This is a genomic window from Streptomyces sp. 5-10 (genome assembly GCF_014712245.1).
Classification (GTDB): Bacteria; Actinomycetota; Actinomycetes; order Streptomycetales; family Streptomycetaceae; genus Streptomyces; species Streptomyces violaceusniger.
This window is the reverse complement of sequence record NZ_JACVYG010000002.1, coordinates 438,222-457,816: the sequence shown is the minus strand read 5'-3', so window position 1 is coordinate 457,816 and position 19,595 is coordinate 438,222. Positions and strand designations below refer to the sequence as shown.

Annotated in this window: 16 protein-coding genes and 2 tRNA genes; 11 read left to right on the top strand and 7 right to left on the bottom strand. The window is 70.6% G+C overall.

What is annotated here, in order from left to right:
* Positions 1–94: 94 nt before the first annotated feature.
* Positions 95–1,567, bottom strand: coding sequence for an amino acid permease (locus tag IEJ02_RS04405; RefSeq protein ID WP_191063427.1), 1,473 nt, complete (start codon positions 1,565–1,567; stop codon positions 95–97).
* Positions 1,568–1,748: 181 nt separating this feature from the next.
* Between IEJ02_RS04405 and IEJ02_RS04400 the strand changes: the two genes are divergently transcribed.
* Positions 1,749–2,237 (top strand): ribose-5-phosphate isomerase, encoded by a 489-nt coding sequence (locus tag IEJ02_RS04400; protein WP_191063426.1) that lies wholly within the window; start codon positions 1,749–1,751, stop codon positions 2,235–2,237.
* A complete protein-coding gene (locus IEJ02_RS04395) occupies positions 2,237–3,046 on the top strand; it encodes an Fpg/Nei family DNA glycosylase (RefSeq protein ID WP_191063425.1) in 810 nt (269 codons plus the stop codon). The genes IEJ02_RS04400 and IEJ02_RS04395 overlap by 1 nt, the downstream gene beginning before the upstream one ends.
* Before the next feature lie 191 nt (positions 3,047–3,237).
* Here the strand turns inward: IEJ02_RS04395 and IEJ02_RS04390 are convergent, their stop codons facing one another.
* Positions 3,238–4,470 (bottom strand): GNAT family N-acetyltransferase, encoded by a 1,233-nt coding sequence (locus IEJ02_RS04390; protein ID WP_191063424.1) that lies wholly within the window; start codon positions 4,468–4,470, stop codon positions 3,238–3,240.
* A 128-nt stretch (positions 4,471–4,598) separates the two neighbouring features.
* Between IEJ02_RS04390 and IEJ02_RS04385 the strand changes: the two genes are divergently transcribed.
* From IEJ02_RS04385 to IEJ02_RS04375, 3 genes are all read left to right on the top strand, one after another.
* Positions 4,599–5,741, top strand: coding sequence for a PP2C family protein-serine/threonine phosphatase (locus IEJ02_RS04385; protein ID WP_137977957.1), 1,143 nt, complete (start codon positions 4,599–4,601; stop codon positions 5,739–5,741).
* Positions 5,742–6,002: 261 nt separating this feature from the next.
* The gene (locus IEJ02_RS04380) at positions 6,003–6,821 is read left to right on the top strand and encodes an ABC transporter ATP-binding protein (RefSeq protein WP_191063423.1); all 819 of its coding nucleotides are present in this window, start codon (positions 6,003–6,005) and stop codon (positions 6,819–6,821) included.
* Positions 6,818–9,349, top strand: a complete 2,532-nt coding sequence (locus IEJ02_RS04375) for an ABC transporter permease (protein WP_191063422.1) — start codon at positions 6,818–6,820, stop codon at positions 9,347–9,349. The genes IEJ02_RS04380 and IEJ02_RS04375 overlap by 4 nt, the downstream gene beginning before the upstream one ends.
* Positions 9,350–9,426: 77 nt before the next feature.
* Here the strand turns inward: IEJ02_RS04375 and IEJ02_RS04370 are convergent, their stop codons facing one another.
* Entirely contained in the window at positions 9,427–10,605 is a 1,179-nt protein-coding gene (locus tag IEJ02_RS04370) for an acyltransferase family protein (protein ID WP_191063421.1), read from the bottom strand.
* Positions 10,606–11,221: 616 nt separating this feature from the next.
* Between IEJ02_RS04370 and IEJ02_RS04365 the strand changes: the two genes are divergently transcribed.
* Positions 11,222–11,416, top strand: a complete 195-nt coding sequence (locus IEJ02_RS04365) for a hypothetical protein (protein ID WP_037945927.1) — start codon at positions 11,222–11,224, stop codon at positions 11,414–11,416.
* A gap of 139 nt (positions 11,417–11,555) precedes the next feature.
* Here IEJ02_RS04365 and IEJ02_RS04360 read toward each other — a convergent pair.
* Positions 11,556–11,629 (bottom strand) — tRNA-Gly (locus IEJ02_RS04360).
* 179 nt (positions 11,630–11,808) lie between these two features.
* On the opposite strand from IEJ02_RS04360, the gene IEJ02_RS04355 reads away from it, so the two are divergent.
* The 5 genes from IEJ02_RS04355 (at position 11,809) to clpX (ending at position 16,556) form a co-directional block, all read left to right on the top strand.
* Positions 11,809–11,885 (top strand) — tRNA-Pro (locus IEJ02_RS04355).
* A gap of 154 nt (positions 11,886–12,039) precedes the next feature.
* The gene (gene tig / locus IEJ02_RS04350; RefSeq protein WP_191063420.1) at positions 12,040–13,476 is read left to right on the top strand and encodes a trigger factor; all 1,437 of its coding nucleotides are present in this window, start codon (positions 12,040–12,042) and stop codon (positions 13,474–13,476) included.
* Between the two features lie 291 nt (positions 13,477–13,767).
* Complete coding sequence (locus IEJ02_RS04345; RefSeq protein WP_171072767.1) at positions 13,768–14,370, top strand: ATP-dependent Clp protease proteolytic subunit; 603 nt, start codon at positions 13,768–13,770, stop codon at positions 14,368–14,370.
* 61 nt (positions 14,371–14,431) lie between these two features.
* Positions 14,432–15,088: an ATP-dependent Clp protease proteolytic subunit gene (locus tag IEJ02_RS04340; protein WP_030837871.1), complete on the top strand. Its 657-nt coding sequence runs from the start codon at positions 14,432–14,434 to the stop codon at positions 15,086–15,088.
* Between the two features lie 181 nt (positions 15,089–15,269).
* Entirely contained in the window at positions 15,270–16,556 is a 1,287-nt protein-coding gene (gene clpX, locus IEJ02_RS04335; RefSeq protein WP_037945935.1) for an ATP-dependent Clp protease ATP-binding subunit ClpX, read from the top strand.
* A 105-nt stretch (positions 16,557–16,661) separates the two neighbouring features.
* Here the strand turns inward: clpX and IEJ02_RS49700 are convergent, their stop codons facing one another.
* From IEJ02_RS49700 to IEJ02_RS04320, 3 genes are read right to left on the bottom strand one after another with little or no spacing between them, the layout of a single operon-like run.
* On the bottom strand, positions 16,662–17,504 hold the full coding sequence (locus tag IEJ02_RS49700; protein ID WP_191063419.1) for a hypothetical protein: 843 nt from the start codon (positions 17,502–17,504) through the stop codon (positions 16,662–16,664).
* Positions 17,505–17,562: 58 nt separating this feature from the next.
* Positions 17,563–18,591, bottom strand: coding sequence for a hypothetical protein (locus IEJ02_RS04325; protein ID WP_191063418.1), 1,029 nt, complete (start codon positions 18,589–18,591; stop codon positions 17,563–17,565).
* Between the two features lie 52 nt (positions 18,592–18,643).
* The gene (locus tag IEJ02_RS04320; protein ID WP_191063417.1) at positions 18,644–19,585 is read right to left on the bottom strand and encodes a hypothetical protein; all 942 of its coding nucleotides are present in this window, start codon (positions 19,583–19,585) and stop codon (positions 18,644–18,646) included.
* Between the last annotated feature and the right edge of the window lie 10 nt (positions 19,586–19,595).

Below are 19,595 nucleotides of genomic sequence, written 5' to 3'. Positions count from 1 at the left end.
CCCGATAGGCCACAGAACACGGCCGTGCCCCCGGGCGGCGACACATCGGTCGCCACCCGGGGGCACGGGGAATCAGAATCGGCGCAGCGCGTTCCTACGGGGTCGCCCGCTCCTTCGGGGCGGGGTCCGAGGAGGCGGCCGGGGCGGCGCCGCGGCCGGCGGTGAGGCGGTCCCGGACCAGGGCGAGGGCCACCACGAGCACGGCCACCAGCGCGGAGAGGATCACCTGCTCGCGCCCGTCCTTGTCGGTGAGCATGTAGACCAGGACGAACGAGATCATCGCGATCGTCGCCCAGGTCAGGTACGGGAAGAGCCACATCCGGACGATCAGCTTCTCGGGGTTCTCGCGCAGGATCATCCCGCGCATCCGCAGCTGGCTGAAACAGATCACCAGCCATACGAAGAGCGCGACCGCGCCCGAGGAGTTCAGCAGGAAGGTGAAGACGGTGTCCGGCCACTGGTAGTTGAACCACACCGCGACGAAGCCGAAGATGACCGAGCCGAGGATCGCGGCCTGCGGCACGCCGCGGGCGTTGGTGCGGGCGAAGGCGGCCGGGGCGTCGCCGCGCTGGCCGAGCGAGAAGGCCATGCGGGAGGCGGTGTAGAGGCCGGAGTTCAGACACGAGAGCACGGCGGTCAGCACGATCACGTTCATGATGTCGCCGGCGTGCGGTATGCCGATCGAGTCGAGCGCCGCGACATAGCTGCCCTTGTCGGCGATCGCCTTGGCGTCCCAGGGCAGCAGGGTGACCACGACGAAGATCGAGCCCAGGTAGAAGACCGCGATACGCCAGATCACGCTGTTGGTGGCCTTGGTGACCGCCCGCTGCGGGTCCTCGGACTCACCGGCCGCGAGGGTGACGATCTCGCTGCCCATGAAGGAGAAGACCACCAGCAGCACACCGGTGAGGATGGCGCCCGGCCCGTTCGGCAGGAAGCCGCCGTGGTCGGTGAGGTGGGCCAGGCCCGCGCCCTCGTTGTCCGAATGCGGCAGCAGCCCGAACACCGCGAGCCCGCCGATCACGATGAACGCGGCGATCGCCACGACCTTGATCCCGGCGAACCAGAACTCGAACTCACCGTAGGAGCCGACCGAGACCAGGTTGGTCGCGGTCAGCACCACCATCACGATCAGCGCCCAGCCCCACTGCGGGACGGCCGGCCACCAGCCCTCCAGGATCTTGGCGCCGGCGGTGGCCTCGACCGCCAGCACCACGACCCAGAAGAACCAGTACAGCCAGCCGATGGAGAAACCGGCCCAGCGGCCGAGCGCCCGGTCGGCGTAGGCGGAGAAGGAGCCGGAGGTGGGATTGGCGGCGGACATCTCGCCGAGCATCCGCATGACGAAGACGACCATGAGGCCGACCAGCGCGTACGAGATGAGAATGCCGGGTCCGGCCTTGGCGATACCCGCACTGGAGCCGACGAAGAGGCCGGCGCCGATCACGCCGCCGATCGCGATCATCGAAAGATGGCGGTTCTTGAGTCCCGCCTTGAGGCCGTCGGGCGATCCCGGGTCGCCGGGGGCCCGCTGCTGCTCCGGCGTGGTCGCAGGTTGTGCGCTCATGTGCTCGATTCCTTTGCTCTCGCGTTACGAGCGACGCCAGTGAATCTCAGGAGGTCAGCCAGTTGAACCTTTGAATCCAGATTGTTACTTGAGGTTTTCATGAGGTTCTTTGGCATTACAGAGATTTATGCGATGCCTACCCTGGGCGGCGAGGGTCACACGGCCATGAAACACTCGGTGCATGCGCGTGTACCTCGGCTCCGACCATGCCGGTTTCGAACTCAAGAACCACCTCGTGGAGTGGCTCAAGACGGCCGGCCATGAGGCCGTCGACTGCGGCCCGCACATCTACGACGCCCAGGACGACTACCCGCCGTTCTGCCTGCGTGCCGCGGAGCGGACCGCCGCCGACCCGGAGAGCCTCGGCATCGTCATCGGCGGATCCGGCAATGGTGAGCAGATCGCGGCGAACAAGGTCAAGGGGGTGCGCGCGGCACTGGCCTGGAGCGAGGAGACCGCGGCCCTCGGCCGTGAGCACAACAACGCCAATGTCATCAGCGTCGGCGCCCGGATGCACACCCAGGACGAGGCCACCAAGTTTGTCGAGATTTTCCTGAACACCCCGTACTCGGGCGAGGAGCGGCACACCCGCCGTATCGAGATGCTCACCGGTTACGAGACCACCGGCGAGCTGCCGCCCATCCCGGCCCACCACCCGCAAGGCGACTGATGCCCGAAGGGCACACCATCCACCGGCTGGCCGCCGACCACCTCGAGACCTTCGGCGGCCGGCCCGTCCGGGCCACCAGCCCGCAGGGGAAGTTCGCCGACGGCGCCGGGCTGATCGACGGCCAGCCGCTGCGCCACGCCGAGGCGCACGGCAAGCACCTCTTCCTGGACTTCGCGGCCACCGGCTGGGTCCATGTCCACCTGGGACTCTTCGGTACGTACGCCTTCGGCCCGGCCCCCGCCCCGCCGCCCACCGACACCGTCCGGCTGCGGCTGGCGAACGCCGAGGGGTACGCGGATCTGCGCGGCCCGACCGCCTGTGCGCTGATCACCGACGGGGAGAAGCAGGCGATCCACGACCGGCTGGGCCCCGATCCGCTGCGCCCGGCGGACGACGGCGAGCGGGCCTGGGCCCGGATCTCCCGCAGCCGGGTCAGCGTGGCCGCGCTGCTCCTGGACCAGAAGGTGATCGCCGGGGTCGGGAACGTCTACCGCGCCGAGGTGCTCTTCCGGCACGGGATCGACCCCTACCGGCCCGGCCGTGCGCTGACCCGCGCCGCATGGGACGCCATATGGGCCGACCTGGTGGCGCTGATGCGCGAGGGGGTGCGGAACAACCGGATCGATACGGTCCGCCCCGAGCACACCCCCGAGGCGATGGGCCGCCCGCCGCGCGTGGACGACCACGGCGGCGAGGTCTATGTCTACCGGCGCGCCGGGCAGCCCTGCCACATCTGTGGTGGCGAGATCCGCACCGCCGATCTCGCCGCCCGCAATCTCTTCTGGTGCCCTGACTGCCAGCGGCCGTAAGGCGCCGACGGTCGTAAGGCGCCGACGGCCTTACGGTGGCGGCGGCCTTACGGTGGCGGCGGCCTTACGGTGGCGGCGGCCTTACGGTGCCGACGGCCTTACGGTGGCGGCGCCCACAAGATGGCCGCCTCAAGGCGGCCACCGGGCCTCTCATGGTCCCCTTGACGGCGCCGCCCGCCGCCCCGAAGCCGTCAGAAGGCGTGGGGCAGCCACGGGGCGACCGGGGACGCGAACGCGGTCGCGGCCTCCGTAAGGGCGCCCTGACGGGCCTCCTGGACGCGCCCCGCACCCGCCAGCGCGGTCAGCGAGACCCCGCCGAGATACGCCGCCCCCAGGTCCCGCGCGCCCAGCCGGAGATCGGGAGCGTCGTCCGTGCGCTCGCAGGAGGCGCCCTTGGCGTCGCCGCTCAGCCGCCAGCGCCCCTCGTTCCAGGGGCAGAAGGGGTCCGTGACCTCCAGGACGGTCTCCACGGGCGTGCTGTACGTCCGCGCCTCGAGCGCGGCCCCCACGTCCACCAGGCGGACGAACAACGAGTCGCGCAGCCTTACGGCGCACCGCCGGATGTCCGAGACCAGGAGCTGCCAGGGATCGTCGACCGGGCGGGGGCCGGTCCGGATCACCGAGGTCAGGTCGAGGTCGAAGAGGAAGCGCCAGAGCGCCGCGTAGGACGCCGGATCCAGGGCCTCCAGGTCGCGCAGGACGACCGTGCCCTTCGGCCCGGCCAGGTCCCAGTCGGGCTTGACCGCGAACCGCACATAGCCGCTGACCTCGCCGCCCGACTCGGCCAGCACACAGCGCAGCGGGGACGCCCCCTCGCGGTCGCCCGGCGGGTCCAGCAGCGGCACCCGCTCCCAGCCGGGGATCCGCTCCAGCATGCCCGGGCGGGTGGGTACCCGCCGGGCGTAGACGGCCTCGCACGCCTCGACGGCGGACTCCAGGGGCACGGCGCGCAGCCGCACGTCGTCGGTGCCTTCGGGGACGGTCAGCCGCACCCGGGTGGTGTCGATCTCGGCGTAGGCGGTCTGGGTGGCCGCGCCGTAGCCGAACCGTCCGTAGATGTCCGGTTCCGACGCGGTCAGAACGGCCAGCGGCTCATCGCCCGCCGCGCGGATGTCGTCCAACTGCCGCCGCATCATGGCCCGGAGCACCCCGCGCCGCCGGTGCGTGGCCTGCACGCTCACCATCGTGACCCCGGCCGCCGGTACGATCCCGCCGCCCGGGACCGACAGCCGGAAGCTGCTGAGCGACGCCGTGCCCACGATGTCGGCGCCGTCCCAGGCGCCGATCGAGCGCTCGCATTCGGTCAACTCCCGCCAGAGCGTGGATTCCTCCGGCGCTTCGGGAACTCCTCCGAAGGCGAGTACCAGTTTTCCGTACCAATCATCCCAAATCGATGGGTCGAGCACGCGCAGCTCAGTCCTCATATTCCCATCCCTAGCAGCCGTTTCCCGTACACGCGAACGAATTTCGCTTACGATTGCCCCCCTGGCTGGGTGGTTCAACGCGCCACGAATCGACGCGCGTCCGAACGGGTGGGTAGGGTCCCGATGCAATGACTGGCGGCGTGGACACTCCGTGGGCCCGGATGCGCAGAGCTCTGCACCGGGCTCGCACAGGCGTGCGCAAAGCCGGAGTGGACTACTTCCGCGGTGAGGGCTCCGACCGGCTCGCCCTGACCGCCCTGCTCCTCGGCGTCCCCGCCATCGCCGGAGGCACCATCGCCCAGCCCGACTGGTGCTCCCCGTCCGCCCTCGTCCTGCCCATCGTCGCGGGCGGGCTGCTGCTGCGCCCCGCCAGCCTGCTCGCCCTGTACGCGGCGGCCGCCACGGCCCTGATCGTGGAGTCCGCCGTGCTCGGCCCGTACACCGAGGAGGACGCCTCCTCCCGGGTCACCCCCGGCACCATCCTGGTCGTCGCCGCCGTCGGCTTCTTCGGCCTGCTGATCGCCCAGTTCCGCAGCCGCGTCGGGGTGCCCTGGCGGCGCGGCGGCACCATGCTCTTCGACCTGCGCGAGCGCATCCGCGTCCAGAGCAAGCTGCCCGGCCTGCCGCGCGGCTGGCACCGCGAGATGGCGCTGCGCCCGGCCGGTGGGCAGTCCTTCTCCGGCGACTTCGTGGTGGCCGCCCGCACCGGCGGCGGCCGCATCCTCGAGGTCGTCCTCACCGACGTCTCCGGCAAGGGCATGGACGCCGCCTCGCGCGCCCTGCTGCTCTCCGGCGCCTTCGGCGGCCTCCTCGGCTCCCTGCCACCGCACGGCTTCCTCCCGGCCGCCAACGGCTATCTCCTGCGCCAGGACTGGGACGAGGGCTTCGCGACCTCCATCCATCTCGTCCTCGACCTCGACAGCGGCGACTTCGAGCTCTTCTCCGCCGGGCATCTGCCCGCGCTCCAGCTGAGCGCGGGCACCGGCAAGTGGGAGGAGAAGTCCGCGGACGGCCCGCTGCTGGGCGTCTACGACGGCGCCCAATTCGACCCGACCAAGGGCACGCTGCGGCCCGGCGACGTCCTGATGCTCTTCACCGACGGCCTCGTGGAGACCGCCGACCGGGACATCAGCGAGGGCATCGACCGCCTCACCGGCGAGGCGGACCGCTACGTCGGCTCCGGCTTCCACGGCGCGGCCTGGCACCTGATCGAGACGGTCGCCAAGGACGTCAACGACGACCGCGCCCTGCTGCTGATCTGCCGCCAGTAGGGGTGGCTCGCGGCCGCCGGTAGAGGCGCCTCGCGGCCACCGGTAGGGCGCCTCGCGGCCACCGGTAGGGGTGCCTCTCCGCAGTCAGCACGGCCGCCTTACGGCCGCGCCGGACTGCCCCGCGGCGCCTTACGGTCCGATCGGCCCGCCCGGCGGGGGTTAGCCCCACCCCGGATACGCCGGTGGCCGTCATGGCTGCGGAGGGGACGTGATCCGTACGTTCGAGGGGAATCGGGCGAACTCCTCGGAAGGGTCACCACCATGGGGCTGCGCAGGCGGCGACAGACAGCGGCGGCACCGGCCCCGCACCACGCCCATGCCATCGAACTCCACGGCGTCCAGCGCCGCTACGGCCGGGGCCGCACCGCCGTCCACGCCCTGCGCGGTATCGACCTGGCCCTTCCGCACGGCAGCTTCACCGCCGTCATGGGCCCCTCCGGCTGCGGCAAATCGACATTCCTGCAGTGCGCCGCCGGGCTCGACCGGCCGACCGCCGGGACCGTCAAACTCGGTGGCACCGAAATCACCGGAATGAGTGAGAACACGCTCACCGCATTGCGCCGCGCCCGCCTCGGGTTCGTCTTCCAGTCCTTCAACCTCCTCCCCTCCCTGACGGTCGAGCAGAACGTGCTGCTCCCGATGCGGCTCGCGGGCGCCCGCCCCGACCGCCACCGGGCCCATGAGGTGCTCGCCCAGGTCGGGCTGGGGGACCAGGCCAGGCGGCGGCCCGGTGAGCTCTCCGGCGGCCAGCAACAGCGCGTGGCCATCGCCCGAGCCCTCGTCACCCGCCCCGACGTGGTCTTCGCCGACGAGCCGACCGGCGCCCTGGACACCAACACCGCCGCAGAGGTGCTCACCCTCCTGCGGGAGGCTGTGGACGCGCTGGGTGCGACCGTCGTGATGGTCACCCACGACCCCGTCGCCGCGAGCTACGCCGACCGTGTGCTGTTCCTCGCCGACGGCGCGATCGCCGACCGGCTCCTCCGCTCGCCCGCACACGAGATCGCCGAGCGGATGACCCGCCTCACCGCCCGCACTCCGGCCCTCGCGGGCGCCCGGGCCGAGGAGAGGGCCCGATGAGGCCGCTCACCAACGGGCTGGCCCGCGCCGCCGTCCGTTTCAAGCCGTCCGCCTTCGCGGGCACCTTCGTCGCCCTGGCCATGGCCGCGGCGATCGTGTCCGCGTGCGGCATCCTGCTGGAGACCGGGCTGCGGGCCTCCGTACCGCCGCAGCGCTACGCGGGCGCCCCGGTCGTGATCGCCGCCGACCAGCGGGTGCACTACGTCATCGGCCACGGCGACGGGCGCTCGGAGGAGTCCGAGCAGGTCCCCGACCGGGCCCGGCTCGACGCCTCCCTGGTGGCCACCGCCGCCCGCACCCCCGGAGCCGCGGCCGCGGCCCCGGACGTGACCTTCCCGCTGCGCACCGCCCATGGGGCGCTCACCGGCCACGGCTGGGGCGCGGCCCCCTTCACGGGGGTGGCGCTCGCCTCTGGGGCGGCGCCTCGCGAGGGCGAGGCCGTGCTCAGCCCCGGGGCCGCCCGTGCGGCGGGCACCGGCCTCGGCGGCCGGATCACGGTGACCGCGCCGGACGGCCGCCACACCTTCCGGGTCTCCGGTGTGACCCGTAAGGCGGGCGGCGCCGACGGTGACGGCCTTACGGTGTGGTTCACCGACCGCCGGGCCCGTGCGCTGAGCGGTCACCCCGCCACCGTGGACGCCGTCCTCGTCCGCCCCCTCCCCGGCACCAGCCCCGGCCGGCTGGCCGCACGCCTGGAGCGGACCGTGAAGGGCGCGGCGCACTCCCCTCGTGTGCACACCGGCGGCGGGCGCGGCGCCATCGAGGAGCCCTCGCTCGCGAACGCCAAGGAGACGCTCATCGGGCTCGGCGGCTCCTTCGGCGGCATCGCGACCGCCGTCGCCGTCTTCACCACCGCGGGCACCGTCGCCCTCTCCGTGGGCCAGCGCGGCCGCGAGGTGGCCCTGCTGCGGGCGATCGGCGCCACCCCGCGCCAGATCCGCCGCTCGGTCGCGGCCGAGGCGCTGCTGGTCGCCCCGCTCGCGGGCGCGGTCGGCCTGCTGCCCGGATGGGCGCTCGCCCGCTGGTGGTTCGGGCAGCTCAAGGAGAAGGGCGCCATCCCGGGGCCCGTGGAGCTCGCCATCTCCTGGATCCCGCTGCTCGTCGCGGTCGGCGCGGGCCTCCTCACCTCGCTCCTGGCGGGCCTGATGGCCGCCCGCCGCCCGGCGCGGGTCCCGCCGGGCCGGGCGCTCGGCGAGGCGGCCGTGGAGCGGCTGCGGCCCGGTGTGATCCGTACGGTCCTCGGCGTCGCGGCCCTGGCCGGCGGCTGCCTCATGACCGGCGTCGCCGCATCCGCCTCCGGCGACGACGCGGCCAACGCCGCCCTCGGGGTCGTGATGCTCTTCATGCTCGCCGTGGCCCTGCTCGGCCCGGTCATCGCCCGCCTGTGCGCCTGGCTGATCGGCCTGCCGCTGCGCGCCGGACCGGCGCCGGCCCACCTGGCCGAGGCCAACAGCCGGGCCAACGCCCGCCGCCTGGCCTCGGCGATCACCCCGATCGTGCTGGCCATGGCCTTCGCCTCGACCCTGGTCTTCATGCACACCAGCGAGGACCACACGGGCGCCCGCCAGCGGCGGGCGGGCATCGTCGCCGACCAGGTGATCTCCGCCCCGGAGGGGCTGCCGTCCGGCGCGGCGGCCCGCGCCGCTTCCGTACAGGGCGTGGCCGCGTCCGTGGGGCTGCTGCGCACCGGAGTGCTGGTCCCGGTGGGCTCGGGCGACGGCCGCTGGCTGCGGACCGCGTCGGCGCAGGGCGTCACCGGGAGCGGCCGCGACCTGGCGGCCGTACAGGACCTGGACGTCCGTAAGGGGCGCCTGGACGCCCTGGGGCCGGGCCGGGTGGCCGTGGACGGGCTGCTGGCGAAGGCGGCCCATGCCCGGGTCGGCCACCGGCTCGCCCTGCACCTCCCGGACGGTACGACGATCTCGCCCACCGTGGTCGCGATCTACGGGCGCGGGCTGGGGATCGCCGAGCTCACCCTCCCCCGTGCGGCGCTGTCCGGCCATGTGACGTCGTCGTTCGACAGCGATGTGCTGGTGCGGGACGCCGAAGGCGCCGACCGTAAGGCCGTCGCCGCGGCGCTCGGCCGGCGGCTCGGCGAGGACGTCACCGACCGGGACGGCTACGCGGCGGCCCAGGACGAGGAGCGGAAGCTGAACGCCTGGGCCAACACCGTCATGGCGGGCGTCCTCGGCGGCTTCGCGGCCGTCGCCGCCGTCAACACCCTGGTGATGACCGTGCTGGACCGCCGCCGCGAGCTGGGCATGCTGCGGCTGATCGGCACCACCCGGCGGCAGGTGCTCGGGATGGTGCGCTGGGAGGCCCTGCTGGTGGCCACGGCGGGCATCGGCCTGGGCTCGGCGATCGCCCTGGCCACGCTCGTGCCGATGATGCGCGGCCTGACCGGCGAGGACCCGTACGTCCCGCCGCTGACCTACGCGGGGTTCGCGGGCACCGCCGTGGCGCTGGGCCTGGCGGCGACGGCGCTCCCGGCCCGTGCGGCGCTGCGTCGCACGACGCCGAAGCCGTGAACCTCGGAAGAGCCGAGAAAGGGCTGGCCCGTGGGACCCACGGGCCGGCCCTTCGCGTCGTGGCGGCCGTTGGCGCGCTAGGCCGCCGTCGTACGGCTGCGGGCTTGTTCGGCCGGGTCCTTACGGAAGGCCCAGGCCATCTTCGGCTCCATGGCGAAGCGGAAGGCGCGCTGGACAGGAGGCGTGCACAGCACGGTGACCACGGTGGCGGCGATGACCGTGACCGCGATCTCCCCCAGCGGCTTGTGCAGCCACTCGTACTCGTCGAACCAGCCCCAGAACCGGGAGCCCTTGGCCAGGAAGCCGTGCAGCAGATAGCCGTACAGCGTCCCGGCGCCCAGCACCGTGAACCACATGTGGCGCCGCGGCACCCAGGCGAAGAAGCAGCTGACGAGCACGACCGAGCAGCCGAAGAGGGCGAGCGTCATCACCGGGCCGGTCCACGGCGGCGCCCCCAGCTCCTGGACGCTGTCGCGGTGGTAGAACCACGCCGAGCTCATCCGCGGCGCCGCCCAGTAGGCGAACACGAGGGCACACGCGAAGATCGGCACCGACGCGATCCGCACCGAGCGGCGGCGGATCATCTGGAAGTGCTCGGGCTTCATGCACAGGCCGAGGACGAAGAACGGCAGGAACTGCAGCAGCCGCTGCATGTCCAGGTCGTCGCCGATGTCGGGCGAGACCGCCGCGAGCGTGGCGACGGCGAGCGCGAGCGGGATCGGCCAGCGCACCAGCTTCCAGATCGGAGTGGTCAGCCGCCATGCGAACAGCGCGATCAGGAACCAGGTGAGGTACCAGGGGTCCAGCAGGCTGAAGTCGTACGTCGGGTCGTCGTCCGCCCAGCGCTTGAACAGCGTGTACGTGACCTCGAAGATCACATAGGGCACCGCGATGCCGGTGATCAGCCGCTTGAGCCGGTCCGGCCGCATGTCGAAGCTGCGCGAGAAGTAGCCGGAGATCAGGATGAAGGCCGGCATGTGGAAGGTGTACACGACCATGTACAGCGCTTCCGCGGTGCGGCTGCTGTCGGTGAGCGGCTCCCAGGAGTGGCCCATCGCGACCAGCACGATCGCGAGGTACTTCGCGTTGTCGAAGAACGCGTCCCGCTGTTTGGGCTTCTGCCCGGCGGGGGAGGCGGCCAGCGGGGTGGTCGCCTGCTGCCCTGGTTCTTCGGCCCGCGGCGAGGGGGGAGTGGGCGCCGCCTCCTGGGGGAGCGGGGTCCGCTGATAACCGTGCGGGCGCAGGGAGTTGGTCACAGGCCCTCCCACCAGGAACTGGGGGAGAGCACCCTCGACCTCACTGCGCGTGGGGGAGTCGTGGCAGCGTGAAACATCTGAGGCACGATAGCGCCGAAACCTGTATTGCGTAAAACCTCGTTCAGTTTGCTTTCCGTTCATCGTCTTCGTATCGCGGCCGATAGTCGATCCCGGTAAGTCGGCCGGGGAGTCGACAAAGCGATGCGATCATTCGATATCCGGGCGTGGGCTGTCCGTTCTGACGGCTTTCATCCCGCTTAATTGGGGCATATGCCCCGCAGGGGGCTCTGGTGGAATGTCTGATTCATTGATGTTTTGTCACCCTGCCGAGTGACCGCCGAGTGAATTCCGAATTCCTGCCCGGGATCGTCCGGGGTGATCGGAATTCACCGGTCGGGCGGCTCGCCGAGTTGTGGGGAGCGTCACCCGCGCCCCTTTGAATGAACGGTTACCGGCCGGGTACCGAGGGGGTGGGTGTCGTGTGCACATGTGACCGTTTATCGCTCCACCCCACTGCTGACCGGGGGGAGTTGATGGCACGATGGTGACTGCGGGGGTGTGCGGGGTCGCGTGCTTCCGGGGCCTGTGAGACGTGTGCGACCGAGGGTGGGATGTTGTGGCCATTTCCCTGTCATTGGTGCTGCTGGTGGGCATCATCCTGGTGTTCATGATCCGCAATGGCCGGGTCAAGTGGGGTCCGGCCCTGGTCGCGATCCTCTTCGGGTTCCTGCTCGCCTCGTCCAACGTCGCGCCGGACATCCAGAAGTTCCTCGACTCGGCCGCCGAGGCCATCGCCGACATCAACCCCTGATCGCCAACCCCTGGCATCGACTCCCGAGGCATCCGCCCCCGCGTCCACGCGTCCCGGAGGGCGGGTGCCGGGGACGCGCGAGTGTGCGCAAAAGCGAACGGCCCGGTCCGGGGAACTCCCCGGGCCGGGCCGAAAGCCGTGGAGCGGGCGACGGGAATCGAACCCGCGTAGCCAGTTTGGAAGACTGGGGCTCTACCATTGAGCTACGCCCGCACACGCCGCGTACACGGATGCACCGGTCTCCCGGACACCTCCGCCCAGGCATGATCGCCCGGATCGCGGCACGGCATGCATCGTAGCGGTTCTCGACCGTTCCCCGCACACCCTTGCCCACCAGTCGAATAACCGGCAGCCGGGGCGTCCGCGGGCATGTACCCTACGTGTCGCACCGACGGGGTGTGGCGCAGCTTGGTAGCGCGTCCGCTTTGGGAGCGGAAGGTCGTCGGTTCGAATCCGGCCACCCCGACCATCCACAGGCTTCAAGATCGCATTGTGGGGCCCGTCATGCTTGCGGTTACTATGCAAGCTGCGTGTCTGTGTCTTTTAACCGGACGCGAATCCGCTGCGACGCGACAGCGCACCGCAGCTGAACACCACACGTCAGCCCCCAAGGAGACCGAACCGTGAAGAGCGCCGTGGAGAACCTGAACCCGACCCGGGTTCGGCTCACTGTCGAGGTGCCCTTCGAGGAGCTCAAGCCCAGCCTCGACGCGGCGTACAAGAAGATCAACCAGCAGGTCACGGTGCCTGGGTTCCGCAAGGGCAAGATCCCGGCCCGCATCATCGACCAGCGGTTCGGTCGTGGCGCCGTGCTCGAGGAGGCCGTCAACGAGGCGCTCCCGAAGTTCTACACCGACGCGGTCAACGAGGGTGAGCTGAACCCGCTCGGCCAGCCCGAGGTCGACATCACCGAGCTCAAGGACAACGAGCTGCTGACCTTCACCGCCGAGGTGGACATCCGCCCGGCGATCGAGATCCCGGACTACTCCGGCATCGAGGTCACCGTCGACTCCGTCGAGGTCTCGGACGAGGACATCGACAAGTCCGTCGAGCAGCTGCGGGAGCGCTTCGCCACCACCAGCCCGGTGGACCGCCCCGCCGCCGAGGGCGACATCGTCGTGATCGACCTCGAGGCCAAGGTCGACGGCGAGGTCCTGGAGGACGGCGTCGCCACCGGCGTCACCTACACCATCGGTTCGGGTGAGCTGCTGGACGGCATCGACGAGGCCGTGACCGGCCTGGAGGCGGGTGGCGAGGCCACCTTCACCTCCGAGCTCAAGGGCGGCTCCGCCCAGGGCAAGGAGGCCGAGGTCTCGGTCAAGGTCTCCGAGGTCAAGGCCCGTGAGCTGCCCGAGCTCGACGACGACTTCGCCCAGCTGGCCAGCGAGTTCGACACCCTCGAGGAGCTGCGCGGCGACAGCCGTAAGCGCCTGGAGCGGTCGAAGAAGTTCGAGCAGGCCACCCAGGCCCAGGAGAAGGTACTGGACGCCCTGCTGGAGCTGGTCGAGGTGCCGATCCCGGAGAAGCTCCTCCAGGACGAGATCAACACCCGTAAGCACAACCTCGAGCACCACCAGCTCGGCCAGATGGGCCTCAACCTCGAGTCTTACCTGCAGATGCAGGACAAGACCGCCGAGGAGTTCGACGCCGAGCTCAAGGAGCAGGCCGAGAAGGGCATCCGGACCCAGTTCGTCCTCGACGAGCTGGTCAACAAGGAGCAGCTGTCCGTCGGCCAGGAGGAGCTCACCGAGCACCTCATGCGCCGTGCGCAGTCCTCCGGCATGAGCCCGGACCAGTTCGCCCAGGCCGTCGTCGAGGGCGGCCAGGTGCCGATGCTCGTCGGCGAGGTCGCCCGCGGCAAGGCGCTGGCCGTGGTGGTCGAGGCCGCCAAGGTCGTCGACGACAAGGGCGAGACCGTGGACCTGGACGACGAGGAGGACGAGACCGGCGAGACGGTCGAGGCCACCTCCGAGACCGCCGAGGAGCCCGCCGCGGCCGAGGCGGAGGCCGCCGAGGCGCCCGCGGAGTCCGGGGAGAAGCAGGACAAGGCCGAGAGCTGATCCCGGTCCGCTCCACAGCCCGTACGAACGGGCCCGAACGTCTGCGCGCGTCCGGGCCCGTTCGTGTTCCGCGACGCCGGTCCGGCGCCGGAACATGCGCTCAGAGCGAACAGTTCCTGATGCGGGATGGCGCCCGCCGACCAGCGCGTTAGGGTCCGTAGATACGAGGGCAGGGGAGTCTCGCGAGCCCGCCGGGGCCACACCGGCGGCCAGGTCCCCACACCCCAGAAGAAGACGCTGAGACGGCCAGTCAGCCGTCAGAGACGAGCAGGTGGATACGTGACGAATACGATGCCTTCCGCCGCCGGCGAGCCGACCGTCGGTGGCCTCGGCGACCAGGTCTACAACCGGCTGCTCGGCGAGCGGATCATCTTCCTCGGCCAGCCGGTCGACGACGACATCGCCAACAAGATCACGGCTCAGCTGCTCCTGCTCGCCGCCGATCCCGAAAAGGACATTTACCTCTACATCAACTCCCCGGGCGGCTCGATCTCGGCCGGCATGGCGATCTACGACACCATGCAGTACATCCAGAACGACGTGGTCACCATCGCCATGGGCCTCGCCGCCTCGATGGGCCAGTTCCTGCTGAGCGCGGGCACCCCGGGCAAGCGCTTCGCGCTGCCCAACGCCGAGATCCTGATCCACCAGCCCTCCGCGGGTCTGGCGGGTTCCGCCTCGGACATCAAGATTCACGCCGAGCGGCTGCTGCACACCAAGAAGCGCATGGCCGAGCTGACCGCCTTCCACACCGGTCAGACGGTTGAGCAGATCGTCCGTGACTCCGACCGCGACCGCTGGTTCTCCGCCGATGAGGCCAAGGAGTACGGCCTGGTCGACGACGTCATGACGTCCGCCTCCAGCGTTCCGGGCGGGGGCGGCACCGGGGCCTGAGGCCCGCCGTCCCGTAGCCGACCTCCAGCCCTCAGATCGCCACAGGATGGTGAAGACCCAGATGAGCAACTTCCCCGGCAGCGGCCTGTACACCGGCCCGATGGCCGAATCCCGCTATGTCGTTCCGCGTTTCGTCGAGCGCACCTCCCAGGGCATCCGCGAGTACGACCCGTACGCCAAGCTCTTCGAAGAGCGCGTGATCTTCCTGGGCGTCCAGATCGACGACGCCTCGGCCAACGACGTCATGGCGCAGCTGCTGTGCCTGGAGTCGATGGACCCGGATCGTGATATTTCGGTCTACATCAACTCTCCCGGCGGCTCGTTCACCGCGCTGACCGCCATTTACGACACGATGCAGTTCGTCAAGCCCGACATCCAGACGGTGTGCATGGGCCAGGCGGCGTCCGCCGCGGCCGTGCTGCTCGCCGCCGGAACGCCGGGCAAGCGGATGGCCCTGCCCAATGCCCGGGTGCTGATCCACCAGCCGTACAGTGAGACCGGGCGCGGTCAGGTCTCCGACCTGGAGATCGCGGCCAACGAGATTCTGCGGATGCGCTCGCAGCTCGAGGAGATGCTGGCCAAGCACTCCACGACGCCCATCGAGAAGATCCGCGACGACATCGAGCGGGACAAGATCCTCACGGCCGAGGAGTCCCTGTCGTACGGTCTTATCGACCAGATCGTCTCCACTCGTAAGACCTCGGTCGGTCTCGGCTGAATCTTCGGTGGAAACACCCCCCTTGGACCGAGTAGGTCCAAGGGGGGCCCGAACCGGGGGCCCGGCAAGGTACCGTCGTAGAGGGCTGGGGGCCCCGGCCCATGGGAAAGAAGCAGAAAGCGCAGCGCAAGCACCCGGTTCCGCGGAGCAAAGCGGATCCAAGGCGAAGGGGAAGCACCTCGTGGCACGCATCGGTGACGGCGGCGACCTGCTCAAGTGCTCGTTCTGCGGGAAGAGCCAGAAGCAGGTGAAGAAGCTCATCGCGGGCCCGGGTGTGTACATCTGCGATGAATGCATCGATCTCTGCAACGAGATCATCGAGGAGGAGCTCGCCGAGACCTCCGAAGTGCGCTGGGAGGAACTCCCCAAGCCGCGCGAGATCTATGAATTCCTCGAGGGCTATGTGGTCGGCCAGGAGGCCGCCAAGAAGGCCCTCTCGGTCGCCGTCTACAACCACTACAAGCGGGTCCAGGCGGGCGAGAACGGCGGCCACAACCGCGACGACGGCATCGAGTTGGCGAAGTCCAACATCCTGCTGCTCGGCCCCACCGGCTCCGGTAAGACCCTGCTCGCGCAGACCCTCGCCCGGATGCTCAACGTCCCCTTCGCCATCGCCGACGCCACCGCGCTCACCGAGGCGGGTTATGTCGGCGAGGACGTGGAGAACATCCTCCTCAAGCTGATCCAGGCCGCCGACTACGACGTCAAGAAGGCCGAGACGGGCATCATCTACATCGACGAGATCGACAAGGTGGCCCGCAAGAGCGAGAACCCCTCGATCACCCGCGATGTGTCCGGCGAGGGCGTTCAGCAGGCGCTGCTGAAGATCCTGGAAGGGACCACGGCGTCGGTGCCGCCGCAGGGCGGCCGGAAACACCCGCACCAGGAGTTCATCCAGATCGACACCACGAATGTGCTGTTCATCGTGGGCGGAGCCTTCGCCGGTCTGGAGAAGATCATCGAGGCGCGGGCGGGCGCCAAGGGCATCGGATTCGGCGCCACGATCCGCTCCAAGCGCGAGATCGAGGCGAGCGACCAGTTCCAGGAGGTCATGCCCGAGGACCTGGTGAAGTTCGGAATGATCCCGGAATTCATCGGCCGTCTCCCGGTCATCACCTCCGTCCACAACCTCGACCGCGAGGCGCTGCTGCAGATCCTCGTCGAGCCGCGGAACGCCCTGGTGAAGCAGTACCAGCGGCTGTTCGAACTCGACGGGGTTGAGCTGGACTTCGACCGTCCGGCCCTGGAGGCCATCGCCGACCAGGCGATCCTGCGCGGCACCGGGGCCCGGGGCCTGCGCGCGATCATCGAGGAGGTGCTGATGTCGGCGATGTACGAGGTGCCCTCCCGCAAGGACGTGGCCCGCGTCGTCATCACCGAGGACGTCGTGCACTCCAATGTGAACCCCACGCTGGTGCCCCGCACCCGCGGCACCGAGCCGGGCGAGCGACACGAGAAGAGCGCGTAACCGCACCCGCACGCGTAGCCGCCCCGCTGAGAGCGTACGAAGAGGGCCCCGGTCCCCGGGGCCCTCTTCGTGTCGTACGCGCCCTGTGGCCGCTTTACGGGCGGTTCAGGCGGGCTTGCGGGTGTCCTGGTAGATGCCCGCGGTCACCTTGGCGAAGGAGTCCATGTCGGCGTCGGACACCGAGGTGTTCTCCGCGTTCACGTCGAGCACCATCGCCGCGTCCGTCTCCTCCGCCCAGACGCAGGCCGGGGCGTAGATCCGGTCGTAGAGCTTGACCACCTCGCACTCCACCGACGGGCCGTCAGCGCCCTTCGGCTCGAACCGCTTGCGCTTCCGCTCCACCGTGGGGGAGCCGTCGCCGCCCGCGAAGCCCTTGAACATCTCGTCGCGGACCGTGTCCGGGTCGCTGATGTCGCCGTACATACCGGAGAAGGCGAGCCCCGAATTGTCGTCGTCCGACCGCTTGTACTGGGCCAGGACCGAGGTCGCGCCCTCGGGCATGCTGCCCTGCACGCTGGTGCCCTCGTTGTCGAGGTCGTCCGTGCCCTTGTCCAGCGTGTAGGTGCCGTCGTCGAGCGTCTTGGGGGTGACCAGCTTCATCGCCTTCGGGCCGTCGTCGCCGCCGGACAGCACCACGGCGCCGGTGACGATCGCGCCCACCACCACGAGCCCGGCCACCGTCACCGCGATGATCTTGGTGCGGTTGCCGCCCCCGCCGGCCGCGGGCGGCGCGGGGTAGGGAGGCTGGCCGTAGGGACCCGCCTGCTGCGGGTAGCCGTAGCCCTGCGGGGGCTGCGCCTGCGGATAGCCGTACCCGGGCGACTGCGCATACGGGTTCGGCTCCGCGGGCTGCTGCTGCCCACCGCCGTACGGATGGGGCTGGGCGCCCCCGTACGGGCCGGGCCCGCCGCCGTAGGGCCCCGGCGGCGGTGGCTGGTTGTGGCTCATGGCTGTGGGGGTCCCCCTCCGGATCGGCTGTGGCCTGTGAACCGCGCGGCCCGCTCGGCTACTTGATCTCCACGCGCGCGTCGTTGCGGACCTTCGCGGTGATGTCACCGGCCTCGTCGAGCGACATGCTCTTGCCGGACAGCGCCGCGGCCGCGTCGGAGACGACCACGTAGGCCACCGTGCTGTGGTCGCCCCACATGCAGATCGGGATCGAGAAGCCCTTGGTGGGTATGCCGCTGGAGCCGGAGTCCCCGGTCGGGGTGAACTTGGTGTTCTGGCACTTCATCACGGCGTTCTCGAAGCCGCTGGGCGTCACCGTCTCCGGGCTGCCCACGAGTTCGGCCTTCATCCCGCCGCTGGTGGAGGGGTCCTTCTCGGCCTCCTGCGCGATCTTCGAGAAGGCGCCGTCGACGACCGCCTCGGGGTCCTTCACCTCGCCCCAGACGCCGTTGAGCTGGAGCTGCTTGGCGCTCATGCCCTCGCCGGACTTGTACTCCGCGCTCTCGGTCTTGGGGTTGGTGACGCCGAACTTCTCGAAGTCGCCCGCGTCCGAGTCGGTGAGCCCGCCCCCGCCGGAGGAGCTCTTGGTGTAGTCGCCGGCCACCGTCTCGGGGGTGGTGAGCTTGTACCGCTTGCCGTCGTCGGCGACCTTACCGCCGCCACCGCTGTCGTCCCCGCCCTGGACCACCAGGACACCGCCGACGACCGCGGCCACCACGACCACCGCGCCGATCGCGATCGCCAGGCCCTTCTTCTTGCCGCCGCCCTGGCCCGGGCCCGGCTGGTACGGCCCCGGCATGCCCGGCTGGCCGTACGGCTGCTGCTGCTGGGCGTACGGGTTCGGCTGCTGGCCGTAGGGGCCCGGCTGCCCCTGCGGCTGCCCGGGGTAGCCGTAGCCCTGCTGGGGCGGCTGCTGCGGCTGCCCGTAGGGACCCGGCTGGCCCGGCTGCTGCGGCTGTCCGTAGGGACCCGGCTGACCCGGCTGCTGCGGGTAGCCGTAGCCGGGCTGACCGGCCGCTCCACCCTGTCCGTAGGGACCCGGCTGTTGGGGCTGCTGGCCGTAAGGGCCCGGCTGGTTGTAGCTCATCTGTATCCCTCGTTAGAAACGTGCTGTTGTGTTGCTCTGCGCCGGCCGCGGGCTAGCCGTCGATCTCGACGCGCGCGTCCTCGCGCACCTTGGCCGTGATGCCGGCGGCGTCCTCAAGGGACATGCCACCGCCGAGCACCGCGGCCGCCGGATCCGCCATGACTGTGACGCCCAGGGTGTCCTTGTCGCCCCAGACGCACGCGGGGGCCTCCATGGATCCCTGATCCGAGGTGAACTTCATGGACTGGCACTTCAGGACGTCCCCGTCGAAGCCGTCCGGCGAGAACGTCTGGGGGCTGCCCTTGGCCTGCGCGGTGCCGTTGTCCTGCAGCGTCTTGACGATGACCGCCAGCGCGAGGTCCGCGCCCCGCTCCGGGTCGGTCACCTCGCCCCAGACGCCGGTGAACTTCAGCATCTCCTTACCGGAGGTCTGGTAGTCGGCCGCCACCAGATGCGGGTCCTTGACGACCGGCACCTGCTGGAGGTCCTTACGGCCCGCCGCGGACAGGTCGCTGTCGTCCGTGCCCGAGCCCTGGCGCTCGTAGTCCGCGGCCACGGTCTCGGGCGTGGTCAGCTTGTACGGGCCGCCGCTGCCGCCGCCGAACAGCGCGAACGCCCCCGCCCCCAGTGCCGCCACGACCACCACCGCGCCGACCGCGAGCCCCACCTTCCTGCCCTTACCGGCGCCACCGGCCGCCGGCCCCGGGGGCGGCGTCTGGGGCCCGCCGTAGTAGCCCGGGCCCTGCTGGGGCGCGGGGCCCTGCTGGGGCGGCTGCGGCGGCTGACCGTAAGGGTTGGCGGGCTGAGGATGGCCATAGCCGCCGCCGGACCCGCCGTACGGATTCGGCTGCCCGTAGCCGCCCTGCTGGGGCTGCTGTGGATAGCCATAGCCCGGCTGCGCATACGGATTCGGCACGGGAGGCTGACCGGCGCCGTACGGCCCTGGCTGGCCCCCGTAGGGGCCGGGCTGCGGCGGCGGCTGCTGATGGCTCATGTGCCTCTCC

Bases quoted from the DNA above. Each gene is read 5' to 3' on its own strand.
- IEJ02_RS04405 (WP_191063427.1), bottom strand. From the start codon at position 1,567: ATGAGCGCACAACCTGCGACCACGCCGGAGCAGCAGCGGGCCCCCGGC.
- IEJ02_RS04375 (WP_191063422.1), top strand. From the start codon at position 6,818: ATGAGGCCGCTCACCAACGGGCTGGCCCGCGCCGCCGTCCGTTTCAAG.
- IEJ02_RS04320 (WP_191063417.1), bottom strand. From the start codon at position 19,585: ATGAGCCATCAGCAGCCGCCGCCGCAGCCCGGCCCCTACGGGGGCCAG.
- IEJ02_RS04390 (WP_191063424.1), bottom strand. From the start codon at position 4,470: ATGAGGACTGAGCTGCGCGTGCTCGACCCATCGATTTGGGATGATTGG.
- IEJ02_RS04395 (WP_191063425.1), top strand. From the start codon at position 2,237: ATGCCCGAAGGGCACACCATCCACCGGCTGGCCGCCGACCACCTCGAG.
- IEJ02_RS04380 (WP_191063423.1), top strand. From the start codon at position 6,003: ATGGGGCTGCGCAGGCGGCGACAGACAGCGGCGGCACCGGCCCCGCAC.
- IEJ02_RS04340 (WP_030837871.1), top strand. From the start codon at position 14,432: ATGAGCAACTTCCCCGGCAGCGGCCTGTACACCGGCCCGATGGCCGAA.
- IEJ02_RS04345 (WP_171072767.1), top strand. From the start codon at position 13,768: ATGCCTTCCGCCGCCGGCGAGCCGACCGTCGGTGGCCTCGGCGACCAG.
- IEJ02_RS49700 (WP_191063419.1), bottom strand. From the start codon at position 17,504: ATGAGCCACAACCAGCCACCGCCGCCGGGGCCCTACGGCGGCGGGCCC.
- IEJ02_RS04325 (WP_191063418.1), bottom strand. From the start codon at position 18,591: ATGAGCTACAACCAGCCGGGCCCTTACGGCCAGCAGCCCCAACAGCCG.
- IEJ02_RS04400 (WP_191063426.1), top strand. From the start codon at position 1,749: ATGCGCGTGTACCTCGGCTCCGACCATGCCGGTTTCGAACTCAAGAAC.
- IEJ02_RS04385 (WP_137977957.1), top strand. From the start codon at position 4,599: ATGACTGGCGGCGTGGACACTCCGTGGGCCCGGATGCGCAGAGCTCTG.